Genomic DNA, 24,875 nt, shown 5'->3' on the forward strand with positions numbered 1-24,875 from the left:
AAAGCCGCACGGGGCGACGAAATAGGGGAAGGCGCGATCTTATAATTAAATGTCGCGTCTTACCAATAGGGCTACGGTTTTTACGGATGTTCAGACGGGCGCGCTAGCGCTTTTGAAGACGATTTCCAGACAGCAGCGGGCCATTTGTACACTGACGCCGCAACCTTTTGCAATGCGCGGGGGCGGGCTTGGGCCAGGCTGCGTCGGTTTCAGGGGTTGATTACAGGTTCTGTAACATTTGCTCATGTTTGCTCATGGCCTGGCTTGATGGCTCTCGATTCACAGGACTAACGATGCTGGTGCCTGTCAGGGTCACGGCCCATAGTCAGGCCAAAGCCCAATAAAGAGACTGGCCATGACCAAGACTCTCCACCACCGTGCATGCCATCTGTGTGAAGCCATTTGTGGCCTGACCCTGGAAACCACCCAAGCCGAAGACGGCAGCCTGGCGATCACCTCGATCAAGGGCGACGCGCTGGACAGCTTCAGCCGTGGCCACATCTGCCCGAAGGCTGTGGCGTTGCAGGACATCCAGAATGATCCTGACCGCCTGCATCAGCCCATGTTGCGGGTGGGCAGCGAATGGCAGCCCATCCCGTGGGATGAGGCGTTTGCCCTGGTCGCCGAGCGGCTGGCGGGCATCCAGGCGCGGCATGGGCAGAATGCGGTGGCGGTGTACCAGGGCAACCCCAGCGTGCACAACTATGGGCTGATGACCCACAGTAACTACTTCCTGGGCCTGCTCAAGACGCGCAACCGGTTTTCTGCCACCTCCGTTGACCAGTTGCCCCATCACCTCACCAGCCACCTGATGTACGGCCACGGCCTGTTGCTGCCGATTCCGGACATCGACCACACCGACTTCATGCTGATTCTGGGCGGCAACCCGTTGGCCTCCAATGGCAGCATCATGACCGTGCCCGATGTGGAGAAGCGCCTCAAGGCCATCCAGGCCCGGGGTGGCAAAGTAGTGGTGGTCGATCCTCGGCGCAGTGAGACGGCGGCGATCGCTGATCAGCACCTGTTCGTGCGGCCTGGTGGGGATGCGGCGCTGCTGTTCGGGGTACTCAATACGCTGTTTACCGAGAACCTGACGCGCGACAGTCATTTGCCGGTAGAAGGCCTTGAGGAGGTGCGTCGTGCAATTGCCGGTTTTACCGCCGAAGCCATGAGTCGCCAGTGTGCAGTGCCTGCCGGGCAGATCCGCCAGTTGGCGCGGGATTTCGCTGCTGCGAATAAAGCGGTGTGCTACGGGCGTATGGGGGTGTCGACCCAGGCGTTCGGCACGCTGTGTCATTGGCTCGTGCAGTTGATCAACCTGGTCACCGGTAACCTCGACCGCGAGGGCGGTGCGTTATGCACCAGTCCGGCGGTGGATTTGGTCGCGTCTACCGGTGGCGGGCATTTCAATCGCTGGCAGAGTCGCGTGTCCGGGCGCCCGGAGTACGGTGGCGAGTTGCCAGTGTCTGCATTGGCAGAAGAAATGCTCACCGGCGGCGAAGGACAGATCCGTGCGCTGGTGACGGTGGCGGGCAACCCGGTGCTGTCGACTCCCAATGGCCGCCAGTTGGAGCAGGCGCTGGACGGCTTGGAGTTCATGGTCAGCGTCGACCTCTATATCAACGAGACCACGCGTTATGCCGATCTGATCCTGCCCTCCACGTCGGCACTGGAAAACGACCACTACGACACCACGTTCAATATGTTCGCCGTGCGCAATGTCACACGTTTCAATCGCGCGATCCTGCCCAAGCCTGAGGGGGCGCTGCATGACTGGGAGATTTTTGTCGGCCTGGCCACGGCATTCGCTGCGCAGACCGGTATGGCGCTCAAGCCAACCATGCCGCCTGCGCAAATGATCGACTTCGGGTTGCGCGCCGGTGCTTATGGTGATGCGTCGAGCCATAAGTTGTCGGTGGCGAAGCTGGCGGATCATCCTCATGGCATGGACCTGGGGCCGCTCAAGCCCAATCTTGCCGCGCGCTTGAAAACCGTGGATGGCAAAGTGCAGGCAGCACCGGCAGTGATTCTGGCGGATCTGGCGCGCTTTGCGGCGCAGCCGATGCCGGTGGCTGGCGAGTTGCTGCTGATCGGCCGTCGCCATGTGCGCAGTAATAATTCCTGGATGCATAACTATCACCGGCTGGTGAAGGGGAAGCCTCGGCACCAGCTGCATATGCATCCCGACGACCTGGCCAGTCGCCAGTTGGCAGATGGGCAGCGGGTGCGCGTCAGTTCACGTATCGGCATGATCGAGGTGGAGGTGGTCGCCAGCCTGGACATGATGCCCGGCGTCGTCAGCCTGCCCCATGGTTGGGGCCACGGCCGTCCGGGCGTGCAGATGACCATCGCCAGCGAGCTACCGGGGGCGAGCGCCAATGACTTGACCGACGAGCGGCAATTGGATGAGTTATCGGGCAATGCGGCATTGAATGGCGTACCGGTCCAAGTCGCTGCCGCATAAGGCGCCCGAGCACCGCGTTGGAATTTTGCGTTACAATGCGCCACCGTGCCGACCTGTGAGTCGCAAAGTTCCAGCCGAGGTGTTCCATGGATATCATCGAAACGATCAAAGAGCAGATTGCCAACAACACCATTCTGCTTTACATGAAGGGCGCACCTAACGCTCCTCAGTGCGGTTTCTCCGCGAAGGCTTCCCAGGCTGTGATGCAGTGTGGCGAGAAGTTCGCTTACGTGGATATTCTGCAAAACCCGGAAATCCGCGCCAACCTGCCGAAGTACGCCAACTGGCCTACGTTCCCACAACTGTGGGTAGCCGGTGAACTGGTCGGCGGTAGCGATATCATCACTGAAATGGCAGCTGATGGTTCGTTGCAGGCGTTGATCAAAGATGCAGCGGCAAACGCGGCGGCCAAGACCGACGCTTGATTCGCCTGCAATAAAAAGCCCCGCTTCTCGTGAGAGAGCGGGGCTTTTTTGTACCTGTGAGCGAGGGGGTTATTCGCCCATCTGCGATTGCAGGTAGTTCTCCAGGCTGACTTTGTCGATCAGGCCCAGTTGGGTTTCAAGCCAGTCGATATGTTCTTCCTGGTCTTCCAGGATGTCTTCCAGCAGTTCACGGCTGCCGAAGTCGCCTTTGGTTTCGCAGTGCGCAATGGCGGCCTTGAGGTCGCTGTGGCTCTTGCGCTCGAAACCCAGGTCGCTGCTGATCATTTCCTGGGTGTGCTCGCCGATGTTCAGCTTGCCCAGGTCCTGGACGTTCGGCAGCCCTTCCAGGAACAGGATGCGCTTGATCAGCGCGTCGGCGTCCTTCATGGCCTTGATGGATTCTTTGTATTCGCGCTTGCCAAGCTTTTCCAGGCCCCAATCGTCGTACATGCGCGCATGCAGGAAGTACTGATTGATCGCGACCAGTTCATTGGCAAGGATTTTGTTGAGTTGCTGGATGACTGAGATGTCGCCTTTCATGACTGGGGTCCTGCCCTGTAATAGCTGTGTATAAGGCGGAGTTTGAGCGGCGAAAACCCTAGTGTCAAACCTAAGTTATTGAATAATAAATGAAAATTAATCGGAATAAGAATGTTTGTGTTCCGCGTCTTGGCGCTAACTAATTGAATTAAAGGCATAAAAAAACCGGACACTAAGTCCGGCTCTTTAAAACACGCCAATTATGCGTGTGTAAATTCTGCTGTGTAGGGGAGCGCAGCCTGGGCTGTTTGCAGCTGCGTCAGGGTTTCCCGTACCACTTGCTTGGCGAGGCAAGCACATTTACCACACTGGCTGGCAACGCCAGTGGTTTCACGTACTTCCTTGTAGCTGCAGCAACCTTCGTAGATCGCTTCGCGGATTTGTCCGTCGGTGACGCCAGTACACAGGCACACATACATAAGGGAGAACCGTCGCGGGTTTAAGGCTTAAGTGCGATGGATCTTAATGTTAACGAGAATGATTGTCAAAGTAGATTCGTAGGGTATTTGCCTGCGTTGCCCTCACGCTGACGAACGGTTTTTTCAGTGTATGATGGTCGGTCTTCACGAAGCGTGACTGCGTCACAGGGCTGTCGCTTGAATGCGGCAGACTCAGGGCCGGTCCTTTTACTTCAATCGTCACCTTTACATCAGGAGATACCCAATGAGCGTACTCGTCGGCAAACAAGCCCCGGATTTCGACGTACCTGCCGTGCTCGGCAATGGCGAAATCGTTGACAGCTTCAAACTGTCTGAAGCCATCAAAGGCAAATACGGCCTGGTGTTCTTCTACCCGCTGGACTTCACCTTCGTCTGCCCTTCGGAGCTGATCGCTCTGGACCACCGCATGGACGATTTCAAGGCGCGTAACGTTGAAGTGGTTGCCGTTTCCATCGACTCCCATTTCACCCATAACGCCTGGCGCAACACTGCCATCAACGATGGCGGCATCGGCAAAGTCAAATACACCATGGCAGCCGACATGAAGCACGACATCGCCAAGGCCTACGACGTTGAGTCCGAAGGCGGCGTGGCTTTCCGTGGCGCGTTCCTGATCGACGACAAGGGCGTTGTACGCTCCCAGATCATCAACGACCTGCCACTGGGCCGTAACATGGAAGAGCTGATCCGTCTGGTCGACGCCCTGCAATTCCACGAAGAGCACGGCGAAGTCTGCCCTGCCAATTGGAAAAAAGGCGACAAGGGCATGAACGCTTCGCCAGAAGGCGTTGCGGCTTACCTGACCGAGAACGCTGGCAAGCTGTAAGCCAGATTCGCGGGACAAAAAAAACCGGCCTGAGAAGGCCGGTTTTTTTATGGGTGGGATTTGACCTCAGTCGCCGAAGTCTTCCCAGCCGCCCATTTGTTTCCAGCGGTTGACGATGCCGCAGAACAATTCGGCCGTCTTCTCGGTGTCGTAGCGGGCCGAGTGGGCTTCGCGACCGTCGAAGTCGATACCGGCCGCCTGGCAGGCCTTGGCCAATACGGTCTGGCCATAGGCCAGGCCGGCGAGGGTGGCGGTGTCGAAACTGGAGAACGGGTGGAACGGGTTACGCTTCATGTCCAACCGCGTCACGGCGGCGTTGAGGAAGCCCAGGTCGAAGCTGCTGTTATGCCCGACCAGGATCGCGCGCTTGCAGCCATTGGCCTTCAAGGCCTTGCGTACGCCACGGAAGATATCGGTCAGCGCCGCTTCCTCACTGACTGCCATGCGCAGTGGGTGGTCGAGCTTGATCCCGGTGAATTCCAGGGCCGCTGCTTCGATGTTCGCGCCTTCAAACGGCTCGACGCGGAAGAAGTGGGTGTGCTCCGGGAACACAAAGCCCTGTTCGTCCATGCCAATGGTGGTCGCGGCGATTTCCAGCAGGGCGTCGGTGGCGCAGTTGAAACCACCGGTTTCTACGTCGATGACAACCGGCAGATAGCCGCGAAACCGCTCGGCCATCGGGTGGCGGGAGCCGCCACCACTGTGCTCGTGTTCGTCATCGTAATGGTCTTCACTCACTTGCTTTCCTCCAGCAGGCGCCAGCGCAGTGTTTCACCGGCGCGCAGCGGGATAACGGTCAGCTCGCCAAACGGCAGGCTGGCAGGGGCGGTCCAGTCTTCACGGACCAGGGTAATGCGGTCGGTATTCGCTGGCAGGCCGTAGAAACGCGGGCCATTGAGGCTGGCGAAACCTTCGAGTTTATCCAGGGCGTTGCGCTGTTCGAACGCTTCGGCATACAACTCGATGGCGGCGAACGCGGTGTAGCAACCGGCACAACCGCATGCGGCTTCCTTGGCGTGCTGAGCGTGGGGCGCAGAGTCGGTGCCGAGGAAAAACTTCGGATTACCGCTGGTCGCAGCATCCAGCAAGGCCACCTGGTGGGTATTGCGCTTGAGGATCGGCAGGCAATAGAAGTGCGGCCGAATCCCGCCCACCAGCATGTGGTTGCGGTTGTACAGCAGGTGATGAGCGGTGATGGTCGCGCCGACGTTGGTCGAGGCCTCGGTGACGAACTGCACGGCATCGGCCGTGGTGATGTGCTCGAACACCACCTTGAGGGTCGGGAACAGCTCGACCACACGGCGCATATGCTCGTCGATGAAAATCTTCTCGCGATCGAACACGTCCACATCACCACGGGTGACTTCACCGTGGATCAGCAGCGGCATGCCGACTTCGGCCATGGCTTCGATGGCGGGCAGGATCTTGTCGATGCTGGTCACGCCGGAGTCGGAGTTGGTGGTTGCGCCGGCCGGGTACAGCTTGGCGGCGTGCACGAAGCCGCTGGCCTTGGCCTCACGGATCTCGGAAGGTTGGGTACGGTCGGTGAGGTAGAGCACCATCAACGGTTCGAAGCGGCTGCCGGCCGGCCGTGCAGCGAGGATACGCTGGCGATAGGCGTCGGCTTCGGCGGCGTTACGCACCGGTGGTACCAGGTTAGGCATGATGATGGCGCGGCCAAACGTACGCGCTACATCGGCCACGGTTTGGGGCAACGCAGCACCATCGCGAAGATGAATATGCCAGTCGTCGGGACGCAGCAGGGTCAGGCGGTCGGACATTGGGGATTCCAGGCGGGTCAATCTGGTGGGAATGCTACCGGAAAAGACTCTTGCAGGCACTCGCTATCAAGTTTTGCGGGATGCATCCGATAGCCTTTCGTATGCCTTATCGATGTATGACGCTTTGAAGTGTTGTAGAAACCAGTGGAGCCTCCCGTGCGCCAGCATTATCTAGCCTTGCTCAGTGTGTTCGCCAGCCTGCCTGCGATGGCCCTTACGTTCCAGACACGTCTGGAGAACATTGAGTGGAAGGTAGAGGGGGACAAGTTCGAGTGCCGCCTGACCCAGCCGATCACCGACTTCGGTTCGGGTGAGTTCGTGCGCCGGGCCGGCGAGCAGGCGACGTTTCGTCTGAAAGCCTATAACGGATCGCTGGGTGCAGGGTCGGCCACCTTGTTGGCCGCCGCTGCCCCCTGGCAGCCCGGTCGGGGTGACATCAATCTCGGTGCCGTACGTGCCGGCAGCGGTGATGTGCTCTTCAATAGCTCTCAGGCCCAGGCCGGGCGTCTTTTCAACGGGTTGCTCGATGGACGCTCGCCCACTGTGCGGCACTATGGACGCGAGGGTGGCTATTCAGAGATTCGCCTGCTGCCGGTGAAATTCAACAAGGCCTACAGCGACTATCAGCTGTGCACGGCCAAATTGCTGCCGATGAATTACGATCAGGTCAAGCAGACCGAAGTGGGCTTCCCCGGTGGCGGCATCGAGTTGGACGCTGCGGCGAAGCAGAAGCTGGCGGTGATTCTCGAATTCATGAAGGCGGACCCGACCGTCAACCATATCGAGTTGAACGGTCACTCGGACAACAGCGGCAATCGCCTGAGCAACCGTGATGTTTCCCGCCGTCGCGCGCTGGCGGTGATGGACTACTTCAAGGCCAACGGTATCCCGGAGTCCCAGATCACCCTGCGGTTCCATGGCGAAAGTTACCCCTTGGCGCCCAACACTACTGCCGCCAACCGGGCCCGTAACCGCCGTGTGAATATTCAGCTCGAACGTGTGGCTGCCCCCGAGAAGCCGGCCCCCCAGGTCACTGGCCCGAGCAACCCTGCGCACACTTCGTAACGTGCGACCACCGGTCGCTCGCTCGACATAATCTGTCGCTTTATCTTCATTTGCTGTCGCGCCCCTGTAAATCCACGGTTTTGATCGGTAGAATCGACGCCTTTCCGTAAAACCCCGTGGAGTGATGGCATGGCCGACGTAAACAAGGTCGTTCTCGCGTATTCCGGCGGCCTGGACACTTCGGTGATCCTCAAGTGGCTGCAGGATACTTATAACTGTGAAGTGGTGACCTTCACCGCTGACCTGGGTCAGGGCGAAGAGGTCGAACCTGCACGTGCCAAGGCGCAAGCCATGGGCGTGAAAGAGATCTACATTGACGACCTGCGCGAAGAGTTCGTCCGCGATTTCGTCTTCCCGATGTTTCGCGCCAACACCGTCTACGAAGGCGAGTACCTGCTGGGTACTTCCATCGCACGTCCGCTGATCGCCAAGCGCCTGATCGAAATCGCCAACGAAACCGGCGCTGATGCCATTTCCCATGGCGCTACCGGCAAGGGCAACGACCAGGTGCGTTTCGAACTGGGTGCCTACGCGCTCAAGCCCGGCGTGAAAGTGATTGCCCCTTGGCGTGAATGGGACCTGCTGTCCCGTGAAAAGCTGATGGATTACGCTGAAAAGCACGCGATCCCGATCGAGCGTCATGGCAAGAAGAAGTCCCCGTACTCGATGGACGCCAACCTGCTGCACATCTCCTATGAAGGCGGCGTGCTGGAAGACACCTGGACCGAGCACGAAGAAGACATGTGGAAATGGACCGTCTCCCCGGAGAACGCTCCAGACAAGCCGCAGTACCTGGAACTGACCTACCGCAACGGCGACATCGTCGCGCTGGACGGCGTGGAAATGACCCCGGCCACTGTATTGGCGACCCTGAACCGTATCGGTGGCGAACACGGCATCGGCCGCCTCGACATCGTCGAGAACCGCTATGTGGGCATGAAGTCCCGTGGCTGCTACGAAACCCCCGGTGGCACCATCATGCTGCGTGCCCACCGCGCCATCGAATCCATCACCCTGGACCGTGAAGTGGCTCACCTCAAAGACGAGCTGATGCCCAAGTACGCCAGCCTGATCTATACCGGCTACTGGTGGAGCCCTGAGCGTCTGATGCTGCAACAGATGATCGACGCTTCCCAGGCCCACGTGAACGGCGTTGTGCGTCTGAAGTTGTACAAGGGCAATGTGATCGTTACCGGCCGCAAATCCGATGACTCGCTGTTCGACGCCAACATCGCCACCTTCGAAGAAGATGGCGGCGCCTATAACCAGGCCGACGCAGCGGGCTTTATCAAGTTGAATGCATTGCGCATGCGCATTGCTGCCAACAAAGGCCGTTCGTTGTTCTGAGTGTTTAGCCTGTTGTAAAAAATGGCCCCTTGTTCAAGGGGCCATTTTTTTTGCCTGGAGATTTTTAATAAGTCCACGTTGTTTAAACTTGTTTAATCAGTGCTCCAACTTATCGGGTCGCTGGTTTTTTTGTCGGGTGAATGATTTTTTATCATTTATGTAGGAACCAGTCTTACAGATAATTCACTCATATAGATGCGAGGAGTACGTAAGAAGTCAAAAATTCTGTAGGAAATAAGGATGTAAGTAAATATGTTAAATGGAACTGAAACTACCGATTTTTCTCTGCCAGCTCCGGCACCTGCAGTCGCCAGGCAAGGGGCATTTCCTGATAGTTGCGTACGGCACGTTTACCTTATCCCCTGGGGACTCTGGAAATTTCACTCAAAATATGTGATGCCCCGGAAAGTTCTGAAAGGCTCCATAAAACTGGAAACATCCGAATCGGTGTTTTTTTGTAGGGGATTTCCTTTATCGTTGTGGGGTGGGTCTCTGCTTGCTGTTGCTCGGGGGGGAACGCTATGCCAACTAGGAAACGACTAGGCTATTGTGTTTGCTCTAAATAATTCGAACAGCGAAATTGGACTTTCTCATGAATAAAGTGCTGATCGTGGATGATCATCCCGTCATTCGTCTTGCTGTGCGTATGCTAATGGAACGTCATGGTTATGAGGTCGTTGCCGAGACCAATAACGGTGTCGATGCGTTGCAACTTGCGCGGGAGCATATGCCGGACATTGTCATACTGGATATTGGGATTCCCAAACTCGATGGCCTGGAAGTTATTTGCCGGCTTTCGTCTACCAAACAGGCTGTACCGTTCAAGGTCCTGGTGCTCACCTCCCAGGCCCCAGGTCACTTTTCCATGCGTTGTATGCAGGCGGGCGCTGCTGGCTATGTGTGCAAGCAACAGGACCTGACCGAGTTGCTGAGTGCGATCAAGGCGGTTTTGTCGGGCTACAGCTATTTTCCAAACCAGGCACTCAACTCGGTACGCTCCACCATGGGCAATGCCAGTGAGGCCGATATGGTCGAGCGTCTGTCGGGCCGGGAGATGATGGTGTTGCAGCAATTGGCTCGGGGCAGAACCAACAAGGAGATTGCCGACGGTATGTTTCTCAGCAACAAGACCGTCAGCACCTACAAGACTCGTCTGCTGCTCAAGCTCAATGCCCGCTCTCTCGTGGACCTGATCGAGTTGGCCCAGCGTAACGGCTTGGTATAGGTGAGGGCACAGCACTGCACACAGGCCGCGTAACCGGCAGAAAAAAGCCTCCGTCAGGGAGGCTTTCGGCCGTCGACCGCTTGATTAGAGGTCGAAATCGTAGTCGGCCAGTTGTTTTTGCAAGCGTCGTTCTTCCAGAAGGTTGTCGATAGTACGGCGTTTGCTCAGATTGGTCTTGGCGACCTCTGCCACAGGTGCCTCTGCGCCATCGTCCTCCGACTCAACGAGGTCGTCTTCTACGTCCAACTGTTCTTTGTCAGTGCTCATAACGTTAACTCCGGAGTAAGACTGCCGTTGGCGCTCCTTATAACGATAATCCATGAATGGGTAAAAAAGATTTTTTCAATCGGCTGATCGAGAAAACCAATGAACCCTCAATCGTCGGATGTCTTGTCCTTATATTCGCAAAGGTCTTCGATGCGACAGCTGCCGCAGCGCGGCTTGCGGGCCTGGCAAACATAGCGCCCGTGCAGGATCAGCCAGTGGTGAGAGTCGAGCAGGTATGGCTTGGGCACGAACTTCATCAGCTGCTTTTCCACTTCGACCACGTTCTTGCCACGGGCTACGCCGGTTCGGTTACTGACCCGAAAAATGTGGGTGTCCACGGCCATGGTCAATTGCCGGAATGCGGTGTTGAGCACCACGTTGGCGGTTTTGCGGCCCACCCCCGGCAGGGCTTCCAGCGCTTCGCGGGTTTGTGGCACTTCGCTGTCATGCCGTTCTATCAGCAAGCGGCAGGTCTCGATGACATTCTTGGCCTTACTGTTGTACAGGCCGATGGTCTTGATGTACTCCGATAACCCATCCACACCCAAGGCATAAATCGCCTCTGGCGTGTTTGCCACGGGGTAAAGCTTGGCCGTGGCCTTGTTGACGCCGACGTCCGTGGATTGGGCCGACAGGATCACTGCAATCAATAACTCGAACGGCGAGGAGTAGGCCAGTTCGGTCTTGGGCTCCGGATTGTCTTCGTGAAGCCTGCGGAAAATTTCCAGGCGTTTTGCGGCGTTCATGGGGTTCAGGCTTCCTTTCGGGCGGTCAGCGTAGTTTCGAATAATGGGGCCAGGCCTGGGAGCCTGCGAGCGGGATCAACCCGACGGATATCAATGTGGTGTCGGCGATGGACCGTAACAACCCCCAGGATTATTCAGTCATGCACCATGGGCGTCTACTTGGCGCTGCGCGTCATCGAGCTTGTGTTGCGCGTCGGCCAATTGTTGCGGATCAGCCTGTTGATCCAGGGCTTTCTTCAACTCGGCTCGGCGCATCGCCAGTTGGATTTTGGCGCGCTTGAGGTCGGGGTTGTTGACGGCAGGCAGCGGTGTCGCGGGTGTGTGATGCTGGTCCAAGGCTGCCAATACCTGCTCCGCTGCCTCGAACTGCTGTTGCAGGGCGATCAGCTGGGATTGCTGGTCAAAGGTCGGCGGGTGCCCAAAAGCCTTCAAGGATTTGTGCAATTGGGCGCGGCTCATGGCCACATTGATCTTGGCTTTTTTTACCGCCGCATCCTGGGTGGCCCGCACTGCGTCAAGTGGCAAGGGGGGCACTGGCGCTGAGCGCTGGGCCCGCGCCAAACGTTGGGCAATCCTGTGTTCTTCTTCCCGTCGCAGGCGCGCATTGCGTTGTTCAAAGCGTTGCCGGGCACGGTCGCGCTTGAAGCCTCGTTCACGGCGCTCGTTTTCGTTCGCTGCCAGGCCGCCAACGATCGGCAGCCCTGTGGCCAGTGGGCGCATCTCAATGCAGTCGACAGGGCAGGGCGCGACACACAGGTCGCAACCGGTGCACTCATCGATGATAACGGTGTGCATCAACTTGGCGGCGCCGACAATCGCGTCCACCGGGCAGGCCTGGATGCATTTGGTGCAGCCGATGCATTCGGCCTCGCGGATGTAGGCGGCCTGGGCCGGCGCTTCCCCGCGGCTGGTGTCCAGTTCCAGAACCGGCACACGCAGCAATAGCGCAAGGCCAGCGATGGTCTCCTGTCCTCCGGGCGGACACTTGTTGATCGCCTCGCCGCGCGCGATACCTTCGGCGTAAGGCTTGCAGCCCGGGTGCCCGCACTTGCCGCATTGTGTCTGCGGCAGCAGCGCGTCGATACGTTGAATCAGATTCATGGAGTGATCATTGGCGTGCCGGTTGAACAAACAGGGTCTGATTATCCGGCAAGCGAGAAAGGGGGACTAGCTGAAAAGCCCCGTCGCAGAAACGACAGGGCTGTTTTGCAGGGCTTACTTGATACGTTGACCCGGCTTGGCGCCACTGTCCGGGCTCAGCAGGTAGATCTCTTCGCCGCCAGGGCCTGCCGCCATCACCATGCCTTCGGAGATGCCGAACTTCATTTTCCGCGGCTTGAGGTTGGCAATCATCATGGTCAGGCGACCATCGAGCTTGGACGGGTCCGGATAAGCGCTCTTGATCCCGGAGAACACGTTGCGTTGTTCGTCACCAATATCCAGTGTGAGGCGCAGCAGCTTGTCCGCACCTTCCACTGCTTCGGCCTTGATGATCAGCGCCACACGCAGGTCCACGGCAGCAAAGGCGTCAAAGTCGATTTCCGGAGAAATCGGGTCCTTGGCCAGCTCGCCGTTACCGGTCGGTTTCGATTCGCCGGTATCGGTCTGGCTGGCGGCCAGGTCTTCTTTCGATGCGTCGGTCATGGCCTGGACCTTGACTGGGTCGATACGGGTCATCAAAGGCTTGAATTCGTTCAACTGATGGTTGCTGAGCCAGGTGGCGTGGTCGTTCCAGGTCAGCGGCGCGACATTGAGGAACGCCTCGGCGTCGGCGGCCAGCAACGGCAGCACCGGCTTGAGGAAGATCACCAACTGGCGGAACAGGTTGACGCCGGTGGCGCAGATCGCCTGGACCTCAGCCTGCTTGCCTTCCTGCTTGTTCAGCGACCAGGGGGCCTTGTCGGCAATCCAGGCGTTGGCGCGGTCAGCCAGGCCCATGATCTCGCGCATGGCGCGGGCGAAGTCGCGGGCTTCATAGGCGTCCGCGATGCTTGGCGCGGCAGCCAGGAACGCGTCGGTCAGTTCCGGCGCGGCATTCTCGGCCACCAGCAGGCCCGCGTTGCCCTTGTGAATAAACCCGGCGCAACGGCTGGCGATGTTGACCACCTTGCCGACCAGGTCCGAATTGACCTTTTGTACGAAGTCTTCCAGGTTCAGGTCGAGGTCGTCCACACCACGGCCCAGCTTGGAGGCGTAGTAGTAGCGCAGATATTCCGGCGACAGGTGATCCAGATAAGTGCGTGCCTTGATAAAGGTGCCACGGGACTTGGACATCTTCTGGCCGTTGACCGTCAGGTAGCCATGTACGGCGATGCCGGTGGGCTTGCGGTAGCCCGAACCTTCGAGCATGGCTGGCCAGAACAGGGCGTGGAAATTGACGATGTCCTTGCCGATGAAGTGGTACAGCTCGGCGGTGGAGTCCTTGCTCCAGAACGCGTCGAAGTCCAGCTCCGGCGTGCGGTCGCAGAGGTTCTTGAAGCTGGCCATGTAGCCGATCGGCGCGTCCAGCCACACATAGAAGTATTTGCCGGACTCGCCAGGGATCTCGAAGCCGAAGTACGGCGCATCGCGGGAGATGTCCCACTGCTGCAGGCCTGCGTCCAGCCATTCGGCGATCTTGTTCGCCACGGCGTCCTGCAGGGTGCCGCTGCGGGTCCAGGTTTGCAGCATCTGCTGGAAATCCGGGAGCTTGAAGAAGAAGTGCTGGGAATCCTTGAGCACCGGTGTGGCGCCGGAGATCGCCGACTTAGGATCCTTCAGGTCGGTGGGGGCATAGGTGGCACCGCACTTCTCGCAGTTGTCGCCGTACTGGTCTTCAGTGCCGCATTTCGGGCAGGTGCCCTTGATGAAGCGGTCGGCCAGGAACATTTTCTTTTCCGGGTCGAAATACTGCGTGATCGAGCGCGTGGCAATGTGCCCGGCGTCTTTCAACCGCAGGTAGATCTGGCTCGACAGCTCACGGTTTTCTTCGGAATGGGTCGAATGGAAATTGTCGAAATCCACCAGGAACTCGGCAAAGTCGGCGCTGTGTTCAGCCTGCACATTGGCGATCAGTTGTTCCGGGGTGATCCCTTCCTTTTCGGCGCGCAGCATGATGGCCGAACCGTGGGCGTCGTCTGCGCAGACATAGATGCATTGATTGCCGCGATGCTTCTGGAAGCGCACCCACATATCGGTCTGGATGTACTCAAGCATATGGCCAAGATGGATGGAACCATTGGCATAGGGCAGGGCGCTGGTGACGAGGATCTTGCGTGGCTCGGACATGGGGCTCGGCTACTTGATGAAACGGAGGTCGGCCACTATAAAGCGCCGGGAAATTTATTTCACCCCGTGGCGCTGTTTCAGAATCTTCTGCATCTGCGAAAGCGTGCCGTAACGCCGCTGGAACGGTTAGGATAGCCGCCTGTTTCAGTCAGTCTTTTTTCGGGAGTAGCCCATGAGCGCCGTCAATCGCGCAGCGGTGGAAGCCGTTCTTCGCCAGTACACCGACCCCTATTTGAACCAGGACCCGGTCAGCGCCGGTTGTGTACGCGCCATCGAAATCCAGGGCGATCAGGTCTCGGTTCAACTGGAACTGGGTTATGCCGCCGGCCTGTTCAAGAGCGGTTGGGCGCAGATGCTGCAAATCGCCATCGAGGGCCTCGACGGTGTGCGTTCGGCCAAAGTCGACATCCAGTGCGTGATTGCCGCGCACAAGGCCCAGGCGCAGATCCCAGGCCTGGCCAATGTCAAGAACGTGGTGGCAGTCGCTTCCGGCAAGGGCGGCGTGGGCAAATCCACCACGGCGGCCAACCTGGCCCTGGCCCTGGCCCGTGAAGGCGCGCGCGTGGGGATTCTCGACGCCGACATCTACGGCCCAAGCCAAGGCGTGATGTTCGGCATCGCCGAAGGCACGCGACCTAAGGTCAAGGACCAGAAGTGGTTCGTGCCGATCGAATCCATGGGCGTGGAAGTCATGTCCATGGCGTTCCTGACCGATGACAACACGCCTATGGTGTGGCGTGGACCGATGGTCTCCGGCGCCCTGCTGCAATTGGTTACCCAGACCGCCTGGGGCGACCTGGATTACCTGGTGATCGACATGCCGCCAGGCACCGGCGATATCCAGCTGACCCTGGCGCAGAAAGTCCCGGTGGCCGGCTCGGTGATCGTGACCACGCCCCAGGATCTGGCGCTGCTGGACGCCAGAAAAGGCGTGGAGATGTTCCGCAAAGTCAACATCCCGGTGCTGGGTGTCGTGGAGAACATGGCGGTGCATATCTGCTCCAACTGCGGTCACGCCGAGCACCTGTTCGGCGAGGGCGGTGGCGAGAAGCTGGCGACCCAGTACGGCGTTGAACTGCTGGCCTCGTTGCCATTGGCGATGGGCATTCGTGAACAGGCCGACGGCGGCAAGCCCACTGTAGCGGCAGAGCCCGATGGTCAGATCGCCCTGATCTACCAGGAGCTGGCTCGTCATGTGGGCGCGCGGATCGTCCTGCAGGAAGCGGCCGCCCCGGCAATGCCGACGATTACGGTCAGCGACGACTGAACTCGCTGAAGGACAAGAAGCCTCGACGTTGTCGGGGCTTTTTCTTGCCTGGGGATCGGTCAACGGGGTTCCCTTGCGCTTTTACGCAATTGCTCGTGTAAGCATTCACTTACTTTCTCGTAAGTGTTTGGTTTTTTTGCTGGGGGGGTGCGTCTCGAATCCTTGAGAGATTTTTCTATCTGTTTGAAATATAACAATTATTTATATTTGTCTGTACGCTGAAGCCTGTCGGTGCCCGGGTTGGATCCCGTTGAACTTCCCTGGGAACTCTCTAACATCAGCCCTGTGTCCACGGATTGACACAGCCATCAAGGAACGATGGTTGAAGGAACGTCGCAGGATGCGATTCATCAGGATGATGAAAAGGAACACAGGGACTAGGGAAAAAATGTGGGCGGGTCATACCGCCCCTTTTTTTTGCCTGTAGAAAAGTGAACGCCTGCCCCTGAATGCAAAAAAGGCCCGCAAGGGGCCTTTTTGGGAGGGCAGCAGCGCGTTAGCGCTCAAGGTCTTTGATTTTGCCTTTCTTGCCATCCCACTCTTCCGCGTCTGGAAGCGGTTCTTTCTTCTCAGTGATATTCGGCCAGATTTCCGCCAGCTCGACGTTCAACTGAATAAATTCCTGCATATCCGCCGGGACTTCGTCCTCGGAGAAAATAGCGACGGCCGGGCATTCAGGCTCACACAGGGCGCAGTCAATGCACTCGTCCGGGTGGATAACCAGGAAATTCGGCCCTTCGTAGAAGCAGTCCACCGGACACACTTCTACGCAGTCGGTGTACTTGCACTTGATGCAGTTGTCGGTGACGACGAAGGTCATTTCTAATTCTCTCCTCAGGCGGCGGCAGCGAAACCCTTTGTGGTAGGGCTCGCGAGGTTTGGGAGCGATAGTCTGCAGGCCAGGCTAAAAGCCAGCAGCATCCCAAACCGCGCGAGAGTCTATCAGCTTGTAAGCGTCAGCGTTATATCCGAGTCTTCAGTGCATATAACATTTCTAGCGCTTTTCGCGGCGTCAAGTCGTCCAGGTCAAGCTTTGCCAACTCATCCAACACCGGGTGGGGCAGGCTGGCGAACATATCGCTCTGGTGCGGCGCAGCGGGTTTGCGGCTCGTCTTGGCTGGGCTGGCAACTACGGTTTCATGGGGCAGGGCCGTGGTTTCCAGGCGGCTGAGGTGCTCGCGGGCACGGGTGATCACGTCGTTCGGCACGCCGGCCAATTGCGCCACGGCCAGGCCGTAACTCTGGCTGGCGGGCCCGGGCAGCACGTGATGCAGGAACACGATGCGTTCGTTGTGCTCGGTGGCATTGAGATGCACGTTGGCCACCAGCGGCTCGCTTTCCGGCAGCACGGTCAGTTCGAAGTAGTGGGTGGCGAACAACGTATAGGCACGCAGGTGCGCCAGCCGTTCGGCCGCAGCCCAAGCCAGGGACAGGCCGTCGAAGGTGCTGGTGCCGCGTCCCACTTCGTCCATCAGCACCAGGCTGCGCTCGGTGGCGTTGTGCAGGATATTCGCGGTCTCGCTCATTTCCACCATAAAGGTCGAGCGGCCACCGGCCAGGTCATCGCTGGAGCCGATCCGGGTGAAGATGCGGTCCACCAGGGACAGCTCGCAACTGGCTGCCGGTACAAAACTGCCGATATGCGCCAGCAGTACGATCAACGCGGTTTGACGCATGTAGGTGGATTTACCGCCCATGTTCGGACCGGTGATCACCAACATGCGGGTATCGTCATCCAGCGACAGGTCGTTGGCGACGAACGGCGTGGTCAACACCTGTTCCACCACCGGGTGACGCCCCTGCACGATGCGCATGCACGGCTCGCTGACAAAGCGCGGGCAGTTCAGGTCGAGGTTCAGCGCCCGCTCGGCGAGGTTGCTCAGCACGTCCAGTTCCGCCAGAGCAGCAGCGGTGTCCTGCAGCGGTGCGAGTTGGCTGATCAAGTCTTCGAGCAAGGCCTCGTAGAGCATCTTTTCCCGGGCCAGGGCACGGCTCTTGGCCGACAGCGCCTTGTCTTCGAACTCTTTCAGTTCGGGCGTGATGAAACGCTCGGCACCTTTGAGTGTCTGGCGGCGTTGATAGTCGATGGGCGCCGACTCGGCCTGCTTGCTCGGCAACTCGATAAAGTAGCCATGCACGCGGTTGTAGCCCACCTTCAGGTTGGCCAGGCCGGTGCGGGCTTTTTCGCGGGCTTCGAGGTCGATCAGGAACTGCCCGGCGTTTTCGCTCAGGGACTGCAGTTCGTCCAGTTCGCTGTCGTAGCCGGTCTTGAGTACGCCACCGTCACGGATGATCGCCGGCGGGTTGTCGATGATGGCCTTTTCCAACAGCGCTGCCAGTTCCGGGTAGGTACCAGCCGTTACAGCGAGCTGTTGCAGGTGAGGGGTATCCAGCTCGGTCATTGCCACTTGCAGTTGCGGCAGGGCGCTGAGGGCATCGCGCAGACGCGCCAGGTCGCGGGGCCGCGCATTGCGCAAGCCGATCCGCGCCAGGATGCGCTCGATATCGCCGATCTCCTTCAACTGCGGTTGCAGCTTTTCAAAGCGATAGCCGTCCAGCAGGCAGGTAATAGATGTCTGACGCGCTTGCAGTACCGTCAAATCCCGCAGTGGACGGTTCAGCCAGCGGGTCAGCAAGCGGCTGCCCATGGCCGTCTGGCAACGGTCGACCACCGATTGCAACGTATTATCGCGCCCGCCGGCCAGGTTAGTGTCCAGTTCCAGGTTGCGACGGCTCGCGCCATCGAGCACCACGGTGTCGTCCAGGCGCTCATGGCGCAGGCTGCGCAAATGCGGCAGGGCGGTGCGTTGGGTTTCCTTGGCGTAGCTGAGCAGGCAGCCGGCAGCGCCGATGGCCAGGGTCAGGGTTTCGCAGCCGAAGCCCTTCAGGTCTTGTACCGAGAACTGCTGGCACAGGCTTTTCAGCGCCGAATCACGCTCGAAATCCCACGGCGCACGACGCTTGGTCCCACGACGTTTTTCCGCTGGCAGATCCTTCGGCCAATCATCCGGGATCAACAACTCCACCGGGTTGATGCGCTCCAGCTCTGCCAGCAGGTTCTCCCAGCCCTTGATCTCCAACACGCTAAAATTGCCGCTGGTGATGTCCAATACCGAAAGCCCGAACAAGCGCTCATCGCCCAGCACCGCGGCGATCAGGTTATCGCGACGCTCATCCAGCAGCGCCTCATCACTCACCGTCCCCGGCGTAATAATGCGCACCACCTGGCGTTCCACTGGGCCCTTGCTGGTGGCTGGATCGCCGATCTGCTCACAGATCACCACCGACTCGCCTAGCTTCACCAGCTTGACCAGGTAGCCTTCCAACGAATGGTAGGGAATCCCGCACATCGGAATCGACTGCCCCGCCGACTGCCCGCGCGCGGTCAGAGTGATGTCCAGCAACTTGGCCGCCTTCTTCGCGTCTTCATAGAAGATCTCGTAGAAGTCGCCCATGCGATAGAACATCAACTGATCAGGGTGCTGGTTTTTCAGGCGCCAGTACTGCTGCATCATCGGGGTGTGAGAGGACAGATCGGACGTGTTTTTACTCATTGGATAATAGGCAAATTCGTTGAAAGGAGTGGGGCAAAGGTGGGGCGCTCGGCCCTGCTGATTTTGCAATGGCCGCAAGGTTAACACGCGAGGTCGGCCCTTCGCAGGTCGCAAGCGGATAGGTAAAACGCAAAGGGGGTGGTGCATTAATTTAAATGCGCAAGGCTTCGTTGCAGGGGCCGAGCAGCCTTACTTGATTGGGGCGGCTTTAACGTTGTACTACAGCGCCTGACTCATGCGTTTGCCCCATAAAAATGGTTCAGCGCTGTCAATTCAATCACTGCGACGAAAACGCATAGCACAATAAATCCCGGGCTGAAGACGCGCTTGCGATTGGATGAGCCCCCGTCGCCCAGCGAGCTAAGATCTGAGCCATCGGAAATTATCATGAAGAGTGCCAGCAGAGCATAGATCCATGCCTTGCCCCAGAAGCTCTGATTTCGCCATTGGGTCATTCTTGGTTTTCCGCATACCGCTTCAAATGGGCTAAAGGGGGCGCTTGGCCCGGCATGTTTTGTGATGGCGGCAAGGTTAGCACGCAAGGTTGAAGGCGACGCAGGCATGGCAAGTGCATTATTAATGCATGAATTATGCAAATTAGCATTTGCCAACCTCGAAAACTCCCTTCACTATCCCCGCTATGCAAAAACGCAACGTTTCTATCGTCTTGAGAGAGCTGCTGGACCGCGACCGGATCTCCCCTACGGAGCTTCACCGGCGTACTGGCGTGCCTCAATCCACGTTGTCCCGGATCCTCAGCGGCAAGATCGTTGATCCGTCGGATAAACACATCTCGCGCATCGCCGAGTACTTCCGCGTCAGCACCGACCAACTGCGCGGGCGCGCAGCAGTGGGGGCTTTGCGCGATGACGGGCGCGACCCGATGCATTCGGAACTCAAGGATATAAGCCTGTGGGACGACGACACCCCAGTTAATGATGACGAGGTGTCGATCCCCTTTCTGCGCGAGGTTGAATTGGCTGCTGGATCAGGAAGATTCGTCATCGAGGAAAGCGAGAAGGCCAGCCTGCGTTTTGGAAAGCGCAGCCTGCGGCATAACGGTGTGCAGTTCGACCAGGCCAAGTGTGTGACGGTGCGCGGCAACAGTATGTTGCCGGTACTGCGCGACGGCGCGACGGTCGGCGTGAATGCTGGCAAAAGTGGCATCGGCGACATCGTCGATGGCGACTTGTATGCCATCAATCACAACGGCCAGTTGCGGGTGAAACAGCTCTATCGCCTGCCTTCCGGGATTCGCCTGCGTAGTTTCAATCGCGATGAACACCCGGATGAGGACTACAGCTTCCAGGATATTCAGGATGAGCAGATCAGCATCCTTGGCCATGTGTTCTGGTGGGGGATGTACGCCCGTTAACCTTCTTGTGTAAGAGAAAGCCCGCCATCGAGCGGGCTTTTTTTCGTCTGTAGAAAATCGTCAAACCCTTTACCCGCAAGGTCGGAAATGCATCCATGCATGAGTATGTCGAAAATAAATGCATTTGTGCATTGACTGTATATGCATACATGCATATTCTTCATCTCAAGCCAGCCAACAAGGCCTGGTGGAGGCGGCAAGGATGCTGCCAAGGAAGACAAGGAAGGCACGCAACATCGGCAAGGACGCCATCAGAGCGATGGCAGGGATGCCAGGCAACACCGGCAAGGATGCCGACGCTCTTTAGTTTCACAGCTTTGCAAGAACAGGCAGCGATGAACCGGCCTTAACGGTTCAGAGGGTTGGCAACTGACCCGGGTGTGCAGCGTAAAGCACCAGAAGCAGTTATCCGGCAGACAGGGATCGTGGTCGGAAAAACATTGAGGAAAGATCCGTACCGCGCCAGTAGCGCCGAAAGATCGAAGCTGGACCGCATTACTGAAAAGCCCGGGCAACCGGGCTTTTTGGAATGCCTACCTATAAATGGATTTACCCGAAAGCCGGACCTTCGCCGGCATTGCTCAGCCAGGAGGCGTGACATGACAAACGAGCAGCAAGCGTTAGCGGAAATGCCTATCTGGCTGGTGATCGCACTGGCCCTGATCGGCGGCGTATCCGGCGAAATGTGGCGCGCCGACAAGGAGGGCGCCCGCGGTTGGTCGCTGGTCCGGCGCCTGGCCCTACGGTCCGGGGCATGCATGGTCTGCGGGGTCTCGGCATTGATGCTGTGCTACGCCGCCGGCATGTCGATCTGGACCGCCGGCGCCATTGGCTGCCTGACCGCCATGGCCGGCGCAGACGTCGCCATCGGCCTTTATGAACGCTGGGCGGCCAAGCGCATCGGGGTCAACGAAGCGCCGACGTCCCGACCGGATCAGCAGTAACTGCTGCAAGGACGCAACTGATGACACATATCGAAAAACCATCCCAACTGCCTGTAGCGATTGAGGACGCGCTGAAGCGTGCCTTCCCACAATTACAGGTAGGCAACCACCAGGACTTTGCCGGCGCCGGGGATCACACCGGCGTGCTGATCAGCATGGAGCGTAACGGTCCCGGGGTTCGTTCCCCTGAAGGGCGCAAGGCGCATGTTTTGTCGGTTTCACTCAAGGCTATGGTCGCCAGCGGCGCGGCACCCTTTGACGCGTGCGACCTGGCCAGCCAATTGATGGACCTGGCCCTGGATAACCGCTGGGGCCTGCCGCCGGATCAGTGCGATTTACCCACGTCCATCGTTGCGGCGCCTTCCGGATTTTCCAGCGCTGAAACGGACTACGACACCTGGACCGTTTCCTTCACCCAAACCCTCTATCTCGGCCCGTCGTTGCTCCAAGATCCCACAGGTACGCCGCTGTTTACCCGCACCTGGGAAGTCTCGGACATCGACGATCCGGATCAATATCGGCCCCTGCAGGAGTAGTCCATGTTCGACGCATTGTTACGCATGCAACTGGGGCCGATTGTCGAGCGCCTGGCGGAAATGGAAGCCCAGCTCGAAGACTTGTATCGACGCGCGGAAAGTTTCTGTCGCATTGGCGTGTGCCGGGAGGTCGACGCTGCCAGCAATACCTGCAAGGTCAGCCATGGTGAGTTGCTTACCCCGGCGATTCGATTCTTCAACCCCAGTGCCGGTGCGCAGACCGAAACCCGTATTCCATCGGTGGGCGAACAATGCCTGCTGCTCAACTACGGCGGTGGGGAAGGGGGCACGCAGTCTGTGGCACTGTTCGGACTGAACAGTAGTCTGTTTCCACCGGTGTCCAGCGTGGCCTCGCTGACCCGGCGGCGCCATCAGGATGGCACCCAAAGCGACTACGACGACGCCAGCCACACCTTCAACTGGATTAACGGCCCAACCACGTTCAGCGGTTCTCGCGAACAGGTCGACATCAAGGTCGGCGCTGCCAGCCTGACCATGAGTGCCCAGAGCATCACCCTGCAACTCGGCGCCACCGGCCTCTCGCTGGATGCCGCCGGCGTGCATTTGAGCGGCCCGGTGGTGGATCACCAGGGGCGCGTGATCAGCCGCGCATAAGGAGTTGCCATGATCGGAATCGATAGGAACACCGGGGCAGCCGTCGATGACTGGCTGCAATTCGTACAGCGTGCCACCCGAGCGCTGACCACCCCCTTAGGCACTCGTCAGAAGCGCCCGATGTACGGCCCGATGATCCCGCAACTGCTCGGCCAGAACCTCGGCGACGACCTGCTGATCCTTGCTCAAAGCCACGCCGCGCAAGCCTTCTATAACACCCAGAACGGCATTGCCGACTTTCAACCCCAGGTCATCGTCGCCACCCGCCAGGGCGCCGGTTTATTGCTGCGTTTTGCCGGCACCTGGAAAAACCGCCAACAATCCTTCGAGGTCGTGACATGAGCATGCTGATCCCAGGCCAGAACCAACTGGCGGAGCCGGCGATTATCGCGGTCGATGAGTTCGAACCGCTGCTGGCGGAATTCAAGGCGTTTGTCGTCGATTACGTCGCCACCCGCGCGCCGCAAAGCGCGGCCAAACTCAAGGTCAGCCTCGACAACGAAAGTGAACTGCTGACCCAAGCGGCCGCGCAGCAACTGCTGCAAACCTACGCCGACTCCTGGCATTGCTTGGACGGCCGCGTGAACCCAAGTTGGATCGACTATGCGTTCCACAGCGCCGGTGCGTGCAACTGCAGATACTCGAGCCCTAGAGGCCGATCATGATGATTCACAAAAAACGGCCATTGTGTCGGATTTTTTGTGCCCGGAAGAAAGCAAAAAGCCCCGACAAGTTCGGGGCTTTTTGTTGGGATCGAAAAAAGAGAGGGCGACTCCAGAGGGTGCTGTAACACTCTAAGGAGACGCCAGATCGCAGATGTAGCCAGCCAGCCAGCCAAGGCCCTCACTGCTCGCGCGAGCGGGAGGGAGCCTAGCAAATAAATAAACGGACTTGCAGATGTTGAAAGAATTCAGATGTGGTAACTGCAAAAGACTTCTCGCCCGCACGGGTGGGTTTACAGAGCTCCAGATCAAATGTTCCCGATGTGGGACGTTGAATCATGTGAAGGCCACAAGCCTCGAGCAATCGCCCATGAGCGCCATACGCCCAATACAGAGGCCTGAACTTAAATCAGCTAAGTAACGGAGTTTAAAATGGAAAACGCAAATTCGGCGTCTCAAACCTTGCAAGATCTTTGGACCCAAGTGCAACCGGTGGATAACACCGGCATGCTTAGGCGCGTGGTTTTTGGGGACGGCAAGTTTTATGCGGCTGGTGGCAACGGTCTTCCCACAACCACTCAGCTTGTCAGCGGAGGCGCGACTGGTACAACTTGGACCAAGTTTAAGGACGTCGTCACCTCTGATAGCGGAAAGGTCCTCAACGATCTGTACTGGAACGGTATTGGGACACAGCTTCAAGCCCTTTCTCAATCCGGCAATGTGGCCTACGGCAGCACAGCACGCCCTGAAAGGGCTTGGACAAACATTACGGCAACTGTTCGCGTGTCCGGAGACTTGCAAGGCATTGCTTATTATCAGCCAATTTCCGGCAGCGACGCGACCTGGATACTGGTTGGGTCTAACGGTAAAGTCTTTTCCCGTTATGGCGATTGGTCAGGCCAGGTGGAGCGCACTACGACCTTCACTTCTGACGAGACTGTGTACTGCGTCAACGTCATTGGCGTTTTTGTGTTGGTTGCGGGATCGAATGGGAAGCTGCTTAGCGCTGTGAAGATGGCGACGGGTAATCCGCAATCATTCTCGACCGTAACCAGCACCTTCGGCACTAGTACCATCCTTTCCATGAAGCTTTGCAACGGGAAAATGTTTATCGTTGGTGCGGATGGCAAGATGGCATATTCACCCGATGGGCTTAACTGGACTGCTGTTGCAGATACCAGTTTCGGTGGAACCATCATCCGCGACATTGCTTACGGTAATGGCAAGTATGTAGCTGTCGGCGACGGCGGCAAGACAGCCGTTTCCGAGGATGGGATCGGCTGGGTTCAGCAAGCCAACACTTTCGCAGGAACCGATATCCGGAGCGTCGCCTTCGGTAACGGCAACTTTGTAGCTGTTGGTGCAGGCGGCAAGATTGCTTACTGGACTCCATGATCTTCTATCTCCTTGCGTAATAGAGCCCAGCCGTCGCGCTGGGCTTTTTCATTTCTGATTCAGGCTCGCCACAGCCAGGGTGGCCCTTGGGGGGATGCCTGGACGCGGATAAGCCGGTAGTGCAGCGCTACGGA

At 58.3% G+C, this 24,875-nt stretch carries 25 protein-coding genes and 1 pseudogene; 15 read left to right on the forward strand and 11 right to left on the reverse strand.

Annotated features, from left to right (window positions below):
- Window positions 1-355: 355 nt before the first annotated feature.
- Both HCF10_RS02360 and grxD read left to right on the forward strand, forming a co-directional pair.
- Entirely contained in the window at window positions 356-2,464 is a 2,109-nt protein-coding gene (locus tag HCF10_RS02360; RefSeq protein WP_167654814.1) for a molybdopterin oxidoreductase family protein, read from the forward strand.
- An 86-nt stretch (window positions 2,465-2,550) separates the two neighbouring features.
- Window positions 2,551-2,889 carry a Grx4 family monothiol glutaredoxin gene (gene grxD, locus HCF10_RS02365; protein ID WP_027604591.1) on the forward strand — a complete coding sequence of 113 codons (339 nt, stop codon included), beginning with the start codon at window positions 2,551-2,553 and terminating at the stop codon, window positions 2,887-2,889.
- Window positions 2,890-2,958: 69 nt separating this feature from the next.
- Here the strand turns inward: grxD and bfr are convergent, their stop codons facing one another.
- Together bfr and HCF10_RS02375 are read right to left on the reverse strand one after the other, a co-directional pair.
- The gene (bfr, locus tag HCF10_RS02370; RefSeq protein ID WP_012722487.1) at window positions 2,959-3,429 is read right to left on the reverse strand and encodes a bacterioferritin; all 471 of its coding nucleotides are present in this window, start codon (window positions 3,427-3,429) and stop codon (window positions 2,959-2,961) included.
- A gap of 200 nt (window positions 3,430-3,629) precedes the next feature.
- Window positions 3,630-3,848: a bacterioferritin-associated ferredoxin gene (locus HCF10_RS02375; RefSeq protein ID WP_078740971.1), complete on the reverse strand. Its 219-nt coding sequence runs from the start codon at window positions 3,846-3,848 to the stop codon at window positions 3,630-3,632.
- Between the two features lie 244 nt (window positions 3,849-4,092).
- On the opposite strand from HCF10_RS02375, the gene HCF10_RS02380 reads away from it, so the two are divergent.
- On the forward strand, window positions 4,093-4,695 hold the full coding sequence (locus tag HCF10_RS02380; protein WP_003172097.1) for a peroxiredoxin: 603 nt from the start codon (window positions 4,093-4,095) through the stop codon (window positions 4,693-4,695).
- Between the two features lie 66 nt (window positions 4,696-4,761).
- Here the strand turns inward: HCF10_RS02380 and rnt are convergent, their stop codons facing one another.
- Together rnt and pyrC are read right to left on the reverse strand one after the other, a co-directional pair.
- Window positions 4,762-5,433 carry a ribonuclease T gene (gene rnt / locus HCF10_RS02385; RefSeq protein WP_078740972.1) on the reverse strand — a complete coding sequence of 224 codons (672 nt, stop codon included), beginning with the start codon at window positions 5,431-5,433 and terminating at the stop codon, window positions 4,762-4,764.
- Entirely contained in the window at window positions 5,430-6,476 is a 1,047-nt protein-coding gene (gene pyrC, locus HCF10_RS02390) for a dihydroorotase (protein ID WP_131697372.1), read from the reverse strand. The genes rnt and pyrC overlap by 4 nt, the downstream gene beginning before the upstream one ends.
- Before the next feature lie 156 nt (window positions 6,477-6,632).
- Here pyrC and HCF10_RS02395 point away from each other — a divergent pair, with 156 nt between their 5' ends.
- The 3 genes from HCF10_RS02395 (at window position 6,633) to HCF10_RS02405 (ending at window position 10,113) form a co-directional block, all read left to right on the forward strand.
- Complete coding sequence (locus HCF10_RS02395) at window positions 6,633-7,541, forward strand: flagellar protein MotY (protein WP_145335128.1); 909 nt, start codon at window positions 6,633-6,635, stop codon at window positions 7,539-7,541.
- Between the two features lie 129 nt (window positions 7,542-7,670).
- Window positions 7,671-8,888: an argininosuccinate synthase gene (locus HCF10_RS02400; protein ID WP_012722490.1), complete on the forward strand. Its 1,218-nt coding sequence runs from the start codon at window positions 7,671-7,673 to the stop codon at window positions 8,886-8,888.
- Window positions 8,889-9,480: 592 nt separating this feature from the next.
- A complete protein-coding gene (locus HCF10_RS02405; RefSeq protein WP_027604587.1) occupies window positions 9,481-10,113 on the forward strand; it encodes a response regulator transcription factor in 633 nt (210 codons plus the stop codon).
- A gap of 84 nt (window positions 10,114-10,197) precedes the next feature.
- On the opposite strand, the gene HCF10_RS02410 is transcribed toward HCF10_RS02405, so the two are convergent.
- The 4 genes from HCF10_RS02410 to metG all read right to left on the reverse strand — a co-directional run bounded on the left by HCF10_RS02410 (window position 10,198) and on the right by metG (window position 14,393).
- Window positions 10,198-10,380, reverse strand: coding sequence for a PA3496 family putative envelope integrity protein (locus HCF10_RS02410; protein WP_090408779.1), 183 nt, complete (start codon window positions 10,378-10,380; stop codon window positions 10,198-10,200).
- A gap of 107 nt (window positions 10,381-10,487) precedes the next feature.
- Window positions 10,488-11,126 carry an endonuclease III gene (gene nth, locus HCF10_RS02415; protein ID WP_167654815.1) on the reverse strand — a complete coding sequence of 213 codons (639 nt, stop codon included), beginning with the start codon at window positions 11,124-11,126 and terminating at the stop codon, window positions 10,488-10,490.
- Window positions 11,127-11,264: 138 nt separating this feature from the next.
- Window positions 11,265-12,227: an electron transport complex subunit RsxB gene (gene rsxB / locus HCF10_RS02420; RefSeq protein WP_167654816.1), complete on the reverse strand. Its 963-nt coding sequence runs from the start codon at window positions 12,225-12,227 to the stop codon at window positions 11,265-11,267.
- Between the two features lie 114 nt (window positions 12,228-12,341).
- Window positions 12,342-14,393, reverse strand: a complete 2,052-nt coding sequence (gene metG / locus HCF10_RS02425; RefSeq protein ID WP_167654817.1) for a methionine--tRNA ligase — start codon at window positions 14,391-14,393, stop codon at window positions 12,342-12,344.
- Window positions 14,394-14,565: 172 nt separating this feature from the next.
- On the opposite strand from metG, the gene apbC reads away from it, so the two are divergent.
- Window positions 14,566-15,660, forward strand: coding sequence for an iron-sulfur cluster carrier protein ApbC (gene apbC / locus HCF10_RS02430; RefSeq protein ID WP_131697368.1), 1,095 nt, complete (start codon window positions 14,566-14,568; stop codon window positions 15,658-15,660).
- A 496-nt stretch (window positions 15,661-16,156) separates the two neighbouring features.
- On the opposite strand, the gene fdxA is transcribed toward apbC, so the two are convergent.
- From fdxA to HCF10_RS02445, 3 genes are all read right to left on the reverse strand, one after another.
- Entirely contained in the window at window positions 16,157-16,480 is a 324-nt protein-coding gene (gene fdxA / locus HCF10_RS02435; RefSeq protein WP_053137462.1) for a ferredoxin FdxA, read from the reverse strand.
- Between the two features lie 142 nt (window positions 16,481-16,622).
- Entirely contained in the window at window positions 16,623-19,214 is a 2,592-nt protein-coding gene (gene mutS / locus HCF10_RS02440) for a DNA mismatch repair protein MutS (RefSeq protein ID WP_131697367.1), read from the reverse strand.
- A 233-nt stretch (window positions 19,215-19,447) separates the two neighbouring features.
- On the reverse strand, window positions 19,448-19,669 hold the full coding sequence (locus HCF10_RS02445) for a hypothetical protein (protein ID WP_145335648.1): 222 nt from the start codon (window positions 19,667-19,669) through the stop codon (window positions 19,448-19,450).
- A gap of 176 nt (window positions 19,670-19,845) precedes the next feature.
- On the opposite strand from HCF10_RS02445, the gene HCF10_RS02450 reads away from it, so the two are divergent.
- The 8 genes and pseudogenes from HCF10_RS02450 (at window position 19,846) to HCF10_RS02485 (ending at window position 24,741) form a co-directional block, all read left to right on the forward strand.
- Window positions 19,846-20,589, forward strand: a complete 744-nt coding sequence (locus tag HCF10_RS02450) for a LexA family transcriptional regulator (RefSeq protein ID WP_178116720.1) — start codon at window positions 19,846-19,848, stop codon at window positions 20,587-20,589.
- A 599-nt stretch (window positions 20,590-21,188) separates the two neighbouring features.
- Window positions 21,189-21,533 (forward strand): phage holin family protein, encoded by a 345-nt coding sequence (locus HCF10_RS02455; RefSeq protein WP_131697366.1) that lies wholly within the window; start codon window positions 21,189-21,191, stop codon window positions 21,531-21,533.
- Window positions 21,534-21,553: 20 nt separating this feature from the next.
- Complete coding sequence (locus tag HCF10_RS02460) at window positions 21,554-22,069, forward strand: hypothetical protein (protein WP_167654818.1); 516 nt, start codon at window positions 21,554-21,556, stop codon at window positions 22,067-22,069.
- A 3-nt stretch (window positions 22,070-22,072) separates the two neighbouring features.
- Window positions 22,073-22,684: a phage baseplate assembly protein V gene (locus tag HCF10_RS02465; RefSeq protein ID WP_131697364.1), complete on the forward strand. Its 612-nt coding sequence runs from the start codon at window positions 22,073-22,075 to the stop codon at window positions 22,682-22,684.
- 9 nt (window positions 22,685-22,693) lie between these two features.
- Window positions 22,694-23,026, forward strand: coding sequence for a phage baseplate protein (locus HCF10_RS02470; protein ID WP_167654819.1), 333 nt, complete (start codon window positions 22,694-22,696; stop codon window positions 23,024-23,026).
- Window positions 23,023-23,208: pseudogene (locus HCF10_RS02475) on the forward strand (baseplate J/gp47 family protein); the annotation flags it as partial. The gene HCF10_RS02470 and the pseudogene HCF10_RS02475, both read left to right, overlap by 4 nt.
- Window positions 23,209-23,581: 373 nt before the next feature.
- Window positions 23,582-23,767 carry a zinc finger domain-containing protein gene (locus HCF10_RS02480; RefSeq protein ID WP_081585403.1) on the forward strand — a complete coding sequence of 62 codons (186 nt, stop codon included), beginning with the start codon at window positions 23,582-23,584 and terminating at the stop codon, window positions 23,765-23,767.
- An 11-nt stretch (window positions 23,768-23,778) separates the two neighbouring features.
- A complete protein-coding gene (locus tag HCF10_RS02485) occupies window positions 23,779-24,741 on the forward strand; it encodes a hypothetical protein (protein ID WP_167654820.1) in 963 nt (320 codons plus the stop codon).
- Window positions 24,742-24,875 lie beyond the last annotated feature (134 nt).

The sequence above is a fragment of the Pseudomonas sp. B14(2022) genome, assembly GCF_012030485.1.
GTDB lineage: Bacteria > Pseudomonadota > Gammaproteobacteria > Pseudomonadales > Pseudomonadaceae > Aquipseudomonas.

What these genes read in the sequence shown, in the direction of transcription:
- HCF10_RS02360 (WP_167654814.1), top strand. Translation starts at nt 356, where the DNA reads ATGACCAAGACTCTCCACCACCGTGCATGCCATCTGTGTGAAGCCATT.
- grxD (WP_027604591.1), top strand. Translation starts at nt 2,551, where the DNA reads ATGGATATCATCGAAACGATCAAAGAGCAGATTGCCAACAACACCATT.
- bfr (WP_012722487.1), bottom strand. Translation starts at nt 3,429, where the DNA reads ATGAAAGGCGACATCTCAGTCATCCAGCAACTCAACAAAATCCTTGCC.
- HCF10_RS02375 (WP_078740971.1), bottom strand. Translation starts at nt 3,848, where the DNA reads ATGTATGTGTGCCTGTGTACTGGCGTCACCGACGGACAAATCCGCGAA.
- HCF10_RS02380 (WP_003172097.1), top strand. Translation starts at nt 4,093, where the DNA reads ATGAGCGTACTCGTCGGCAAACAAGCCCCGGATTTCGACGTACCTGCC.
- pyrC (WP_131697372.1), bottom strand. Translation starts at nt 6,476, where the DNA reads ATGTCCGACCGCCTGACCCTGCTGCGTCCCGACGACTGGCATATTCAT.
- HCF10_RS02400 (WP_012722490.1), top strand. Translation starts at nt 7,671, where the DNA reads ATGGCCGACGTAAACAAGGTCGTTCTCGCGTATTCCGGCGGCCTGGAC.
- HCF10_RS02405 (WP_027604587.1), top strand. Translation starts at nt 9,481, where the DNA reads ATGAATAAAGTGCTGATCGTGGATGATCATCCCGTCATTCGTCTTGCT.
- HCF10_RS02410 (WP_090408779.1), bottom strand. Translation starts at nt 10,380, where the DNA reads ATGAGCACTGACAAAGAACAGTTGGACGTAGAAGACGACCTCGTTGAG.
- nth (WP_167654815.1), bottom strand. Translation starts at nt 11,126, where the DNA reads ATGAACGCCGCAAAACGCCTGGAAATTTTCCGCAGGCTTCACGAAGAC.
- rsxB (WP_167654816.1), bottom strand. Translation starts at nt 12,227, where the DNA reads ATGAATCTGATTCAACGTATCGACGCGCTGCTGCCGCAGACACAATGC.
- metG (WP_167654817.1), bottom strand. Translation starts at nt 14,393, where the DNA reads ATGTCCGAGCCACGCAAGATCCTCGTCACCAGCGCCCTGCCCTATGCC.
- apbC (WP_131697368.1), top strand. Translation starts at nt 14,566, where the DNA reads ATGAGCGCCGTCAATCGCGCAGCGGTGGAAGCCGTTCTTCGCCAGTAC.
- fdxA (WP_053137462.1), bottom strand. Translation starts at nt 16,480, where the DNA reads ATGACCTTCGTCGTCACCGACAACTGCATCAAGTGCAAGTACACCGAC.
- mutS (WP_131697367.1), bottom strand. Translation starts at nt 19,214, where the DNA reads ATGAGTAAAAACACGTCCGATCTGTCCTCTCACACCCCGATGATGCAG.
- HCF10_RS02445 (WP_145335648.1), bottom strand. Translation starts at nt 19,669, where the DNA reads ATGACCCAATGGCGAAATCAGAGCTTCTGGGGCAAGGCATGGATCTAT.
- HCF10_RS02455 (WP_131697366.1), top strand. Translation starts at nt 21,189, where the DNA reads ATGACAAACGAGCAGCAAGCGTTAGCGGAAATGCCTATCTGGCTGGTG.
- HCF10_RS02460 (WP_167654818.1), top strand. Translation starts at nt 21,554, where the DNA reads ATGACACATATCGAAAAACCATCCCAACTGCCTGTAGCGATTGAGGAC.
- HCF10_RS02465 (WP_131697364.1), top strand. Translation starts at nt 22,073, where the DNA reads ATGTTCGACGCATTGTTACGCATGCAACTGGGGCCGATTGTCGAGCGC.
- HCF10_RS02470 (WP_167654819.1), top strand. Translation starts at nt 22,694, where the DNA reads ATGATCGGAATCGATAGGAACACCGGGGCAGCCGTCGATGACTGGCTG.
- HCF10_RS02480 (WP_081585403.1), top strand. Translation starts at nt 23,582, where the DNA reads ATGTTGAAAGAATTCAGATGTGGTAACTGCAAAAGACTTCTCGCCCGC.
- HCF10_RS02485 (WP_167654820.1), top strand. Translation starts at nt 23,779, where the DNA reads ATGGAAAACGCAAATTCGGCGTCTCAAACCTTGCAAGATCTTTGGACC.